This is a genomic window from Williamsia deligens (assembly GCF_024171765.1).
GTDB lineage: Bacteria > Actinomycetota > Actinomycetes > Mycobacteriales > Mycobacteriaceae > Williamsia_A > Williamsia_A deligens.
This window is the reverse complement of record NZ_JAMTCI010000001.1, coordinates 1401280-1413727: the sequence shown is the minus strand read 5'-3', so window position 1 is coordinate 1413727 and position 12448 is coordinate 1401280. Positions and strand designations below refer to the sequence as shown.

The window sequence follows — 12448 nt, the reverse complement described above, 5'->3', positions numbered from 1 at the left end:
TCCCGGGGTCACAACGCGGTAACGCGCAGGGTGGGGTGGATCCCAGGTCCGGTCGGTGCGCTTGGAGTCCGCGGCCCGGCGCGACGAGGCTGTCGCGACACCAGTCGAGAACCGGGAAAGGTGGCGCAGTGGGTGCCGACGTGACCACGACCGCCGAACGTCTGCTGAGGTCCACCGCCGAGAACGCTCTCGACGGCGAGATCGACATCGACTGGGACGCCCCCGTCGACCCTGAGAAGGCATGGCTCACCGAGTGCCGCGCGACCCTGTACGGCACCCGCATATGGGAGCGCCTCTCCCGCGAGGAGCAGCTGACGCTCGGTCGCGCCGAGGCCGTCGCCGTGCTCAGCTACGGGATCGTCGCGGAACAGCAGCTCTGCATGAACCTGTTGCGCACCCTGTTCGCCGTGGACGACTGGACGTCGCCGCAGTCGCTGTACTCGTTGTCGGAGGTGGGGGAGGAAGCCCGGCACTCGACGATGTTCGGCCGCCTCATCGAGAAGGCCGAGATGCCCGCCTGGCCGGCCGCCTCGGGTGTCAACGCGCTGTTGCGGCTCATGGGCTTCGTCCCGCACGGCCCGCTCATCTACGCGATCACGCTCATCGTCGAGGAGATCCTCGACCGCGTGCAGCGAGAGGCGTGCAAGGACGAGACAGTGCAGCCCCATGTCCGCCAGATGATGCGGATCCACATCCTCGAGGAGGCGCGGCACATCACCTACGCGCGTACCGAACTGATCGCCGCCGTCGAACGGTGCGGCCGGATCTCGCTGGCGGCCAATCGGGTGGCGATCGCTCTGCTGGTGCTCGTCGTCATGCCCACCCTCATCGACCCGCGCGCCTATCTGTCCGTGGGGATCTCACCGACGCGGGGGTGGCTCGTCGCCCAGTTCTCCCGCCGGTTCCGGGAGAACGCCACCTTCGCGTGTGGGCCGATGCTGACGTTCTTCCACGAGGTGGGGTTGATCCGGGGACGCGTCACCACGCGGGTGTACCGACTGTCCCGGTCGCTGCCGCCCGAGGTGCGTTCTCAGCTCTGAGGCGTCAGTCGCTGCTGGTGCGTCGACGAGAGACGCTGGGTCCCGTCCGGGGCGGTGAACGCGTGCTCGACGCGCACGGTCACGTCGTCGCCGTCGACCGCGAGGGTCATGACGCCGTTGTCGAACCAGGGCCCCGCGGTGGTGTCCCACTCCACCGGCAGGTCGGCGACTCCCGCGCTACGGGCGAGACGACGCATCAGGCGCACCAGCGGTTTCCGCACCGCCAGTCGGTTCACCACCCGGACCGGTCGCTCCAGCGGGTTGCGGAACGGCGACATGGTCAGTTGGAAGAGCCCGGTCCGTCCGTGGCGGGCACCGTCGGTCAGCTGCGCCTCCGCGATGTAGGAGCAGTGGACGTCACCGGACACCCACGTCACCGACGCCGGCGCCTGCGGACCGTCCGAGAGGTCGGCGACGAGACGCGCCATGTCGCGGAAGGACGCGTCGAACGCACCCCAGTGCTCGAGGTCCAGGGCCAGGCGAGCCTTCTCGCCCACCCGTGCGCCCAGTCGACCCCACGCACCCTGCGCGACGGCCTCGTCCCACTGTTCGAGGTGATGCAGGGCGGGGAGCATCAGATACGGCAGGGACGTCCCGAAGACGAGGTGGCGGGCCGGGCGCTCCGTGGCGGCCTGCACCACCCACTTCCACTCGGCGTCGTCGAGGATGCCGCGCCGGTCCGGCGTCAGTTCTCGTGAGCACCGTGAGTCGATCATGACCAGTCGCAGCGGGCCGAGGTCACGGACGAAACTCCATCGCGCAGTGGACGGCTCGGCGTCGGCGCGCACGGCGAAGTCCGCCAGGATCCGTTCCCGTTCGTCGTCGTCGACGGCGAAGCGGACCGTCGAGTACAGATGCTCGCGGTCGAGCATGTCGGGGTCGAGGTTGCCCAGGTGCTGGTAGATCCAGTACGAGGTGAACGCACCGATCACGCGTCGGCGCCACCACGGCTTGGCCGACGTCTCCTGTCGCCATGACCATGACGAGTTCCAGTCGTCGCGGAGGTCGTGGTCGTCGAGGATCATGCAGCTCGGCACGCAGGCCATCAGGCCGCGGACGGCCGGCGACCCCCAGGACTCGTGGTACAGCCAGGTGTACTCCTCGAAGTCGCAGATCTCGTCGCGTACCTCGGTCGTCAGGTCGGGGTCGGGTGAATGCGCCGCGCGATGACGGCGCAGGTGGGCGAGCACCTCACGGGACGGGTCGTCGGCGTACACCTGGTCGCCCAGGAACAGGAGCAGGTCGGGATGACGCTCGACGGCCTCGGTGCGTACGCGGGCGGCGAGCCCGGTCAGGGCGTCCGCACCCACGCGGGCGAGGGACTCCGAGTCGTGGTTCTCACCGCGTCGACAGGATCCGAAGGCGATCGACGGCCGACGGTCGGCGCCGGATGTCCGCAGATGACAGGGGACGTCGGCGGGCGGCCACACGTCGACGGGTTCGTCGCCGCGCACGCCGAGGCGGACCGAGTAGTCGATGAGGGTGTCCGCGGGCAGGTCGCGCACCGCGACGAGGGCGAAGTGGTGGCCCCCCACACCCCATGTCTCGGCGGTGGCGTGCACGCCCACCGCCGTCTCGACGGTCACGTCGCACGGCTGGTCCGTCTCGACCCAGATCGTGGCACGGCTCTCGTCGACGAAACGGAGGATCGGTCCGAGGACCAGCGACGGTGCCATGCACCGACGCTACAGTCGGCGCGCGCAGCCCGTGGGCTCCCGGCGCCTCAGTCGGTGCTGAGGTCCACCGCGAACGGTGGGGTCGATTTGCCGTTGATGCGATACCGCCCCCAGAAGTCCGGGTCGCCCAGGTAGGCCTCCCGTGCGCTGTGCGGCGTGGAGACGATCACGCGGATCCTCTTCGCGTCGCCGACCGTGGCGCTGAGTCGGTCGTTCGCGCCGACCCGCCCGATCCACCGGTAGACGCCGTCGATCGGTTCCCGGTACCCCTTCAGCTCGATGTGCACCGGGATCTCGATGCCCTTGACGACGATGGTCGCGTTGCCGACGTAGTCGGAGTCGTGGTGGTGCGAGCGCGGTGTCTGTCGTCCTGCGTCGCGAATGTCCAGAAACGTGTTCATCCGAATCCTCCCCGTGGTCCGTCCCCCGCGTCGGACGGTCGGCAGACAACTCGCCGACCGGTCTGTGACGCGCCACCAAAGTGGAGCAGAAAGTGAGCCACAGCACCCGCCGATCCCTATAGTTCGGGTCCGCACCACAGAAGAGTGGGCGGAAAGGTGGACGATGTCAGAGGTCGCTGAACAGGCGAGCGAGACGACCCGGGCGCACGCCCCGGTTCCCGGCTCGACGCCGCACCGCGACGGCGGGCGCAGGAGCGGTCGTCGCCGGTCCATCGCGGAGCGTGACGCCGCCGCGCAGCGGTTCCTCTATGACACCGTCGACGACCGGTTCGACGCCGAGCTCGACATCGACTGGGCCGCACCCGCAGAGCCCGACGCCGCGTGGATCCCCGACAGCCTCGTCGGACTGGCCGGCACGCGACCGTGGCGGCGACTGTCCGCGGATGCCCGCACCGATCTCGGTCGCCACGAACTGGTCAACCTGGTGACGCTGGCCGCGTTCGCCACCACCGCGCAGTCGATGCTCGAGTTCCGTCGCATCGGTGAGGACCAGACCCTCTGCGACGACACCGCCCGCTGGGGTTTCGCCACCATCAACCTCCGGACGACGAGCACCGCGATGTTCGGTCGACTGGTCACGGTGACGAGTCTACCGCCCCGTCGCGATGCCGCACTGGCCCGCCGGTTCGAGCGCTACACGCTGCTGGTGCCCGCGGGGGGTGCCACGGCGTCGGTCTACCTTCTCGCCGAATCGTTCGTCCAGGGTCTGACCGAGGCGCTGGCGGAGGATCCCGGGGTCCAACCGCACGCACGGCAGGTCGCCCACATCCACCGCCGATCGTCCGCGCGGCTGCGTGAGTTCGCCCATCTGGACTTCGATTCCACGGTTTCCGGCCGTGGTCGCCTGGTCCTCACGCTCTACTCGATCATCACCGCCGTGATCATGCGTGCGGTCGTCCGTGCCATCGACGCCCCCGAGATCGCAGGCGCCGTGGGCATATCACCGTTGCGCGCGCGCTGGGCACGTCGGCGGGGGCCGATGCGAGCACGTCGGTCCCACATCCTGTTCGGCGAGTTCCTGCGGGAGGCGACCGCCGCCGGGATGTTCGCGGATCCGGTCAGTCGTACGCTCCTGAGGAGCGCGGGCGTTCGAATTGACACAGCTGTTGAGGACGCGCACCGTTGACGCAGCGCGATCCCTCCACGCCCGCCACGGCCTCATCCGAACAGGGAGATCACTTGTGACGATCGACAGCGTTGCGCCGATCCCGGTGTCCGCCGACACCATCCGGTCCGAGGAGGAGTGCCAGGCCCTCGCCGAGCGACTGCTGCGGTCCACCGCCGACCGCGCGTACGACGGTGACCTCGACATCGACTGGGACGCTCCGGTCGACCCGGACAAGCCGTGGGCCACCGAGCACCGGGGGACCCTGTACGGGACCGAGATCTACGAGTCGCTGACCGACGAGCAGAAGCTGCTGCTGAGCCGAGCCGAGGCGGTGGCCATCCTGACCTACGGCATCAACGCCGAGATCGGCCTGTGCACCAACCTTCTCCGCGGGGTGTTCGCCGGCCGGGACTTCTCCGATGCCACCACCCTGTACTCGCTCAGCGAGATCGCCGAGGAGACCCGCCACTCGACGATGTTCGGCCGGTTGATCACCAAGACCGGCATGGAACCTTTCCGGCGCCCGAAGGCGCTGTCGATGCCGTTGCGGCTCATCGGGTTCATCCCGCACGGCCCGGTGGTCTACGCCGGGACGCTGCTCGTCGAGGAGGTCCTCGACCGGGTGCAGCGCGAGTCCATGGCCGACGAGCGCATCCAGCCGCATGTCCGTCAGCTGATGAAGATCCACGTGCTCGAGGAGGCGCGTCACATCACGTTCGCGCGCAACGAGTTGGCCGACGCCATCGCGCGTTCGGGACCCGTGTCGTTGGCGGTGAACCGCGTGCTGTGCGCGGCGCTGACCCTGTTCGTCATGCCGACCCTGGTCGACTCGCAGGCGTACCGCGCAGCCGGTATCGGCCAGTTGCGTGGGTGGATCGCCGCCCAGCGGTCGCCGCGGTACCGCGAGAACGCGACGTTCATGTGCGGTCCGATGCTGCGGTACTTCCACGAGGCCGGCCTGATCAAGGGCCGGGTCACCACCGCGCTCTACCGCGCCTCACGTGCTCTGCCCGACGACGTGCTCGCCGCGGTGCGGGCCGAGGAGAACAGCCGGTGAAGGATTTCCGTGACCGCGTCGCGGTCGTGACGGGTGCAGGGTCGGGCATCGGACGTGCGCTGGCACTGCGTCTGGCCGACCGCGGTGCACGTCTCGCGCTGAGCGACATCGACATCGACGCCGCCACCGAGACGGTGCGTCTGTGCGAGAAGGCCGGCTCGCAGGCCCAACCGTGGCGACTCGACGTCGCCGACCGGGACGCGTTCGTCGCCCACGCCGGGGAGGTCCGCGACCACTTCGGGCAGGTGAACCTGGTGATCAACAACGCCGGGGTCTCGCTGAGCGCCACCGTCGCGGACATGACCTGGGACGACTTCGACTGGATCATGGGCATCGACTTCTGGGGCGTCGCCAACGGCACCAAGGCGTTCCTGCCCGACCTCATCGCCTCCGGCGACGGCCACGTCGTCAACGTCTCCTCGGTGTTCGGGCTCATGTCCATCCCGGGCCAGAGTGCCTACAGCGCCGCCAAGTTCGCCGTCCGTGGCTTCACCGGTGCGCTGCGGCAGGAGATGATCAGCGGTGGTCATCCCGTCGGTGTGACGTGCGTGCATCCCGGTGGGATCAAGACGAACATCGTGCGCAACGGCCGCCAGAGCGGTGAGTACGCCCAGGATCTCCAGGTCAAGGACGAGAACTTCCAGAGGGTCGCGTTCACCCGTCCGGAGACGGCGGCCAAGCGGATCATCCGCGGCGTGGAGAAGAATAAGCCGCGAGTGCTGATCGGGCCCGACGCCCGTCTCTTCGACAGCCTCCCGCGCATCCTCGGCGGTCGCTATCAGGACGTGATGGCCCGTCCCCTTGCCCTCGGCCAGCGAATCGGTCAGTGACCGACGGCCCGCGCAGCCGCGCGCACGAGCTCGAGATCGTCGAGATCATCCGGGAGACATCCGATTCGGTGTCCCTGGTGCTCGACGTCCCGGAGGCGGTGGCCCACCGGTTCCGCTACCACCCGGGTCAGTTCCTCACCCTGCGCGTCCCCGGTGACGACGCGGACACCGCACTGGCGCGGTGCTATTCGATGTCCAGCTCGCCGCACCTCGACGACGACCTCATCCTCACCGTGAAGCGTGTGCCGGGTGGGCGTGCGTCGTCGTGGCTGTGCGACGAGGTGGAGGTCGGCCAGCGGCTGACCGTGTTGACGCCGTCCGGCTCGTTCTTCCCCCGCGCCTTCGACGAGGACTTCCTCCTCGTCGGCGCGGGCAGCGGCATCACGCCGCTCATGTCGATCGCGACCTCCGCCCTGATGGGTGGGTTGCGGGATGTGCGCCTGTTCTACGCCAACCGTGATCCGGAGTCGGTCATCTTCGCCCACGAACTCGAGGAGATGCGCGCGGAGTTCGGCGACCGGTTCAGCGTCGAGCACTGGTTCGAGTCCGAGCGCGGACTCCCCTCGGCAGAGGCGATCGCCGCCGAGCTCGCCGCCCACGCCGGTCGCCATGTCTGGATCTGCGGGCCGGCCCCGTTCATGGCGGTCGTCGAGGACGCCGCGGTCGCCGCCGGTGTCCCGGCCGATCGGATCCACACCGAGCGCTACCGATCGCTCAGCGGTGACCCCTTCGCCGATGTCGACGTCTCCGTGGTCAACCACGACGACGACGCTCAGGTGTCGGTGACGCTGCGCGGCACGACCGTCGAGCTGGCCTGGCCCCGATCGGCGACCCTGCTCGACGTGATGCTCGCGGCCGGGCACGACGCCCCGTACTCGTGCCGCGAGGGTGAGTGCAGTTCGTGTGCCTGTCGGGTGGTCGACGGCGACGTGGCGCTGCGCAAGAACGACACCCTCGTCGACTCGGACATCGCGATGGGTCTGACGCTGGCATGTCAGGCGGTGCCGCTGTCGGAGGAGATCACGGTCACCTTCGACGGCTGACCGGGTACGCGTACGCTGGCGGTCAGGTTATCGACTGTGGGTCGAAAACCACCCTGACCGCCGGGAGGGCACATGGCCGCCGCCGCCGATCTCCTCGTCGTGGGTGCCGGTGCCGCCGGGCTCACCGCCGCTCTGCACGCCGCCGACCTGGGGCTGTCGGTGCAGGTGCTGGCCTCCGGATCTCCCGTCGCCGATGCCACGTCCACCGCATACGCCCAGGGTGGGATGGCCGCGGTCGCCGAGGAACTGGGCGACGATCTCGACGCCCACGTGTCCGACACGCTGGCTGCCGGTGCCGGGCACTGCGATCCGCAGGGTGTGCGATCGGTGCTCGCCGACGGCCCGGGAGCCGTCGCGTGGCTGACCGCCGTCGGTGTCGACTTCGATCGTGACGCCGCGGGTCGTCCGGCCCGGACCCGCGAGGGTGGACACAGCGCCCGTCGCATCGTCCACGCCGGCGGCGACGCGACCGGTGCCCACGTGCAGGCGGCGCTGTGGTCGGCGGTCTCCCGGGACGACAGGATCGCCGTCCAGCCCGGCTGCACCGTCACCGATGTCCTCGTGGCCGACGGTCGCGTCATCGGGGTGGTCGCGAACGTCCGTGGTCGGGAGGAACTCGTCACCGCGAGCTCGGTCCTTCTCGCCACCGGCGGGCTCGGAGGTCTCTTCGCCGCGACCACGAACCCGACCACCTCCGTCGGATCCGGTGTGGCCCTGGCTCTGCGAGCGGGGGCGACGACCGCCGACCTCGAGTTCGTCCAGTTCCATCCGACGATGTTCCATGCACCCGGCGCGAGCGGGCGCTGCCTGCTGATCACCGAGGCGCTCCGGGGAGAGGGCGCGAGGCTCGTCGACGCCGCCGGCGTCTCGGTGACCGCCGGTGTGCATCCCCTGGGTGATCTCGCTCCCCGCGACGTGGTCGCCACCGCGGTGCATCGTGCGATGGCGGGGTCCGGGGCGCCGTGTGTGTACCTCGATGCACGGGGGGTGGCCGATGTCGCCGCTCGATTCCCCACCGTGACAGCAGGACTGAGGACTGCCGATGTCGATCCGGCGCGTGATCTCATCCCCGTCGTGCCGGGTGCGCACTACCACTGCGGTGGTGTGATGACCGACCTGTGGGGTCGCACGGACGTGAGTGGCCTCCTCGCCGCCGGGGAGGTCGCACGCACCGGCCTGCACGGTGCGAACCGGTTGGCGTCCAACAGCCTCACCGAGGCCGTGGTGATGGGTCGCCGGGTCGCGCAGGCGGCCGCGCAGGACGTCGCGCATCGCGTCCCCGGCGACTTCGAGCTGGTCGAAGCGGCGCAGGCCGCTCGTCGCGCGCGAGCACGCGGTCCTCGGGCGACACCGTCGGCGATCCGTGCGGCGATGTCGGCGGGCGCCGGGGTCGAGCGTGACGCCGCAGGGCTCGACCGCACACTACGAGTCCTCGACACCGATGCGCCGCAGGGTGGTTCGTCGGAGATGACCCTGGTCGCCCGGGCGGTCGTGACGGCGGCGCGTCAGCGAACCGAGAGCCGCGGGTGCCATCGCCGGGCCGACGCACCGGACACCTCGGTCGTGGACGCGACGATCACCGTCCGGCTCGACGACGAGGGTGCGCCGGTCGTCGGATCAGCGGTTCCGGCGGCCGGCGGGGTCGACGTCGTGCACGAAGTCCACGACCGCCTCGCTGAACGCGTCGTTGTCGTCACCGGCAGCGGTGTGCCCGGCTGAGCGGAGCTCGGTGACGCGGGCGTGCGGGACGCGCTCGCGGAACGCCGACAGGACGTCGTCGGGGACGACGTCGGACAGCATCCCGCGCACCAACATGATCGGGATCTGCAGACGCGCGGCGGCGTCGTCGAGCTCGTCGGTGGGGATGCGGGCGACCGTCTCGTGCGAGATGAACGCGGGATCCCAGTGCCAGTACCACCGCCCGTCCGCGCGTTGACGGAGATTGCGGCGCAGTCCGTCCACGCTGCGAGGCCGTCGGCGGTGTGGGAGGTAGGCGGCGACCGCGTCGGCGGCGTCGTCGAGGGAGTCGAATCCCTGTGTGCCGCTCCGCATGAACGTCCTGATCCGCCGACTGCCACCACGGTCGTAGCGGGGCACCACGTCGACGAGGACCAGGGCAGAGACCTGCTCCGGGTGACGGTCGGCGACGGCGATCCCGGTGAGGCCGCCCATGCTGGCGCCGATCAGGATCACCGGTCCGCCGAGGTCCTCGATCACGCCGTGCACGTCGCCGGCGAGCAGGTCCATGTCGTAGTGACCCTCCGGTGACCAGTCGCTGTCGCCGTGGCCCCGGCAGTCGAGCGTGACCACGCGGAGTCCGGCTGCGGCGAGGTGGTCGCCGGTGGCCTTCCACGAATGCCGCGTCTGTCCTCCGCCGTGGAGCAGCAGCGCCGTCGAGGTGGGTGTGCCCGACGGCTCCCACCGGCTGCCGACGAGGTCGATGCCGTCCACGCCCGTGAACCGGACGGTCGAGACGACCTCCCCGGACCCCGCTGTCGTCGCTGCTGAGATGTCCCCCGTGGTCACCGTCGAATGCTACGCACGCGGCATGAGGTCCGCCGGGCCGGAAAAACTGAACCTCCTTTCAGAAACAGCTCGATCTGTGTAACCTCTGTTATGTCGGCCCGTCGCCGCCCCGGCCGGGCTGTGCCCGACAACCGAGAGGTCGCGATGAAGCGCCTGGTCTTCGAATCCGAGCACGATCAACTCCGCTCGTCGGCGAGTGCATTCGTCGAGCGTGAGGTCCTGCCGTACGCCGACCAGTGGGAGGCCGACGGGATCATCGACCGCGAGGTCTTCAAGAAGGCCGGCGAGGCCGGGCTCGTCGGCCACTACATCCCCGAGGAGTACGGCGGCTCCGGGATCGACGACTTCCGGTTCAACGCGGTGATCATCGAGGAGATGGCGCGGGCGGGATCGCGCGCACCGGGCCTGACCCTGCAGAACGACATCGTGGGTCCGTATCTGGTCAACCTGTGTACCGACGAGCAGAAGCAGCGGTGGCTGCCCGGGTTCGCCGCCGGCGACATCATCGGTGCGATCGCCATGACCGAGCCGGGCGCGGGCAGCGACCTCGCAGGTATCAAGACCTCCGCGGTCAAGGACGGGGATCACTGGGTCCTCAACGGGTCGAAGACCTTCATCTCCTGCGGCATCAACTCCGACCTCGTCATCGTCGTGACCCGCACGGACCCCGAAGCCGGGCACAAGGGGTTCACCCTGCTGGCCGTCGAGCGCGGCATGGAGGGCTTCGAGCGCGGTCGCAATCTCGACAAGATGGGCCAGCACGCCCAGGACACCGCCGAGCTCCACTTCGACAACGTCCGCGTCCCCGCCGCCAACGTGATCGGGCAGGAGGGTCGCGGCTTCTATCACCTGATGCACAACCTCCCGTCGGAGCGCCTGGCCATCGCCGTCGGTGCCGTGGCGACCGCGCATCAGGCGTTCGCGATCACCAAGGACTACGCGAACGACCGCAAGGCGTTCGGCCAGTCGATCGGATCGTTCCAGGTCAACCGACACAAGTTGGCCGAGATCGCCACCGAACTCGACGTGGCCCGCGCCTACGTCGACCGCAGCATCCAGGCGATGGTCGACGGCGAACTGACCGCGGTGGACGCGTCGAAGGCGAAGTGGTGGACCACCGAGCTGCTCAAGCGCATCGTCGACACCTGCGTGCAGCTGCACGGCGGCTATGGCTACATGGCCGAGTACCCGATCTCGCGGCTGTACACCGACGTCCGCATCGAGACGATCTACGGCGGCACCACCGAGATCATGAAGGACATCGTGGGGCGTGACCTGGGCTTCTGAGCGGGCCGTCCGGTTCTCTCGGTCTTCTCCTACGGGGTGCTCATCATGCTTTCAGCATCGTCATGCATCCTGGAAGGACAAAGTGCAGATGCACTCTGGTGAATTCGGGCAGCCGGGTGGGGCGGGCCGGCCGGAAGGCAGGTGACGCCGATGAGCGTCTTTCTCATCGCCGTGATCGCGACCGTCGTCGTCGTGTGGAGCACCGTCGCGGTGCTCGTCGCCGTCGTCGTCGGTCGCTCCATCGATCTCGCGCAGGAGCGGGAGGAGGCTCATGTCCCCGATCTCGTCGACATGCGCATCCCCGTGGATCACGGGCACTGACGCCCGTGCGCGTGGACGTGTCCTGCGGTTAGTCTGATCGCGCGCGGGGGGCGAGGGGACGAGCATGGTTCACGACGGGTGTTGGTCGACCGTCATCTGTACCGAGGCCGAGCGGGCCACGTTGGGGGAGACGAGCGTCGGTGGCTGGGTCATCAGCTGTCGGCTCAGCATCGGGCACCGCGGTGATCACGCGAGCGATGCCGAGGTGGTGCCGAAGTTCGACCGTCGGCTCTGGCTGCAATGGAACGACATGGACGCGCACGCGCAGTCGCTGATCGAGCGCAACCCGTGCGCGGTGCCCGCCGCGACGCCCTGCCTCCTCTTCGAGGGTCATCCCGGAGCGCACTGGTTCGCGCCGAGCAACGGGCACGCCCACCGACCGGCCCCCGCGGCGGCACCGCGATCGATCGGTGACATCGTCGAACCGCGATCCGCGGTGGATGTGGTGGACGTCGCGCCGGATGCGCCCGCGATTCCCCAGGACGTGCCGTCGATGCGGAACCGCGCCGTCCGGTTCACGCCCGATGTCGACGCCCACCGCCCCGACGGGGTCCCCATCGGCCGCCACGGCGACCGATCGCGGGACAGCGCCTCCGGCACAGAGAGTGCGCCGTCCGGGTCGAAGGTCCCGGCCGACCGCGAGGTCGTGGCCGCCCTCGACGACGTCGTCGCGGCACTGACCCGCCTCGCGGATCTCCTGCGCGGCCCGGGCGGTCGCCGCGCACGCGAGGACTGACCGGCGGCACCCGGCTCTGGTCCCCGGTTCAGCGACGTCGGTTGCGTTCTCGAACTCACCGCCGGGCCGACGACAACCGCACGCGCTACTGAGCCGGACGATCGATCGCGATGTCGTTCTCGATCCCCGTCAGGGTGTTGATCAGGTCGGTTCGCAGCATGTGCACGGCCTCAGCGGAGGCGCCCGCATCGTGTTCGAGGTCGAGCAGCAGATGGTTGATGTTTCTGGTGACCGGCGGAAGGTCGAGTCGATCGCGCATGAGATGTGCCTTCTTGCTCTCGTTCATGTGGTTGAGTCGCTCGCCTGGATGGCGGTGGAGCGGTAGTCGAGCGCGGTGACCCTGGCGGCAGGTTCTGCGAACGC

13 protein-coding genes are annotated in these 12448 nt (G+C 69.4%); 9 read left to right on the top strand and 4 right to left on the bottom strand.

Translation table 11 applies throughout. The features are described from left to right. Positions 1–128 precede the first annotated feature (128 nt). Positions 129–1040: an AurF N-oxygenase family protein gene (locus LX14_RS06865; RefSeq protein ID WP_253646491.1), complete on the top strand. Its 912-nt coding sequence runs from the start codon at positions 129–131 to the stop codon at positions 1038–1040. Here the strand turns inward: LX14_RS06865 and LX14_RS06860 are convergent. Together LX14_RS06860 and LX14_RS06855 are read right to left on the bottom strand one after the other, a co-directional pair. Beyond that, on the bottom strand, positions 1031–2716 hold the full coding sequence (locus LX14_RS06860) for an alkaline phosphatase D family protein (RefSeq protein WP_253646490.1): 1686 nt from the start codon (positions 2714–2716) through the stop codon (positions 1031–1033). The genes LX14_RS06865 and LX14_RS06860 overlap by 10 nt on opposite strands. A gap of 47 nt (positions 2717–2763) precedes the next feature. After that, positions 2764–3117, bottom strand: a complete 354-nt coding sequence (locus LX14_RS06855; protein ID WP_253646489.1) for a DUF4873 domain-containing protein — start codon at positions 3115–3117, stop codon at positions 2764–2766. Between the two features lie 163 nt (positions 3118–3280). On the opposite strand from LX14_RS06855, the gene LX14_RS06850 reads away from it, so the two are divergent. The 5 genes from LX14_RS06850 to nadB all read left to right on the top strand — a co-directional run bounded on the left by LX14_RS06850 (position 3281) and on the right by nadB (position 8934). Next, the gene (locus LX14_RS06850) at positions 3281–4303 is read left to right on the top strand and encodes a diiron oxygenase (protein WP_253646488.1); all 1023 of its coding nucleotides are present in this window, start codon (positions 3281–3283) and stop codon (positions 4301–4303) included. 55 nt (positions 4304–4358) lie between these two features. Further along, entirely contained in the window at positions 4359–5342 is a 984-nt protein-coding gene (locus tag LX14_RS06845) for an AurF N-oxygenase family protein (RefSeq protein WP_253646487.1), read from the top strand. Next, entirely contained in the window at positions 5339–6172 is an 834-nt protein-coding gene (locus tag LX14_RS06840; RefSeq protein ID WP_253646486.1) for an SDR family NAD(P)-dependent oxidoreductase, read from the top strand. Before LX14_RS06845 ends, LX14_RS06840 begins: the two co-directional genes overlap by 4 nt. Then, positions 6169–7215 carry a 2Fe-2S iron-sulfur cluster-binding protein gene (locus tag LX14_RS06835; RefSeq protein WP_253646485.1) on the top strand — a complete coding sequence of 349 codons (1047 nt, stop codon included), beginning with the start codon at positions 6169–6171 and terminating at the stop codon, positions 7213–7215. The genes LX14_RS06840 and LX14_RS06835 overlap by 4 nt, the downstream gene beginning before the upstream one ends. Positions 7216–7287: 72 nt before the next feature. Continuing rightward, the gene (nadB, locus tag LX14_RS06830) at positions 7288–8934 is read left to right on the top strand and encodes an L-aspartate oxidase (RefSeq protein ID WP_253646484.1); all 1647 of its coding nucleotides are present in this window, start codon (positions 7288–7290) and stop codon (positions 8932–8934) included. Here nadB and LX14_RS06825 read toward each other — a convergent pair. Next, the gene (locus tag LX14_RS06825; protein WP_372505266.1) at positions 8833–9741 is read right to left on the bottom strand and encodes an alpha/beta fold hydrolase; all 909 of its coding nucleotides are present in this window, start codon (positions 9739–9741) and stop codon (positions 8833–8835) included. The genes nadB and LX14_RS06825 overlap by 102 nt on opposite strands. Before the next feature lie 144 nt (positions 9742–9885). On the opposite strand from LX14_RS06825, the gene LX14_RS06820 reads away from it, so the two are divergent. From LX14_RS06820 to LX14_RS06810, 3 genes are all read left to right on the top strand, one after another. Beyond that, entirely contained in the window at positions 9886–11028 is a 1143-nt protein-coding gene (locus tag LX14_RS06820) for an acyl-CoA dehydrogenase family protein (RefSeq protein WP_253646483.1), read from the top strand. Between the two features lie 150 nt (positions 11029–11178). Further along, positions 11179–11349, top strand: a complete 171-nt coding sequence (locus LX14_RS06815) for a hypothetical protein (RefSeq protein ID WP_253646482.1) — start codon at positions 11179–11181, stop codon at positions 11347–11349. A gap of 64 nt (positions 11350–11413) precedes the next feature. Further along, positions 11414–12085, top strand: a complete 672-nt coding sequence (locus tag LX14_RS06810) for a hypothetical protein (RefSeq protein WP_253646481.1) — start codon at positions 11414–11416, stop codon at positions 12083–12085. Between the two features lie 85 nt (positions 12086–12170). Here LX14_RS06810 and LX14_RS06805 read toward each other — a convergent pair whose 3' ends face one another. Further along, on the bottom strand, positions 12171–12371 hold the full coding sequence (locus tag LX14_RS06805) for a hypothetical protein (protein WP_253646480.1): 201 nt from the start codon (positions 12369–12371) through the stop codon (positions 12171–12173). Positions 12372–12448: the final 77 nt, after the last annotated feature.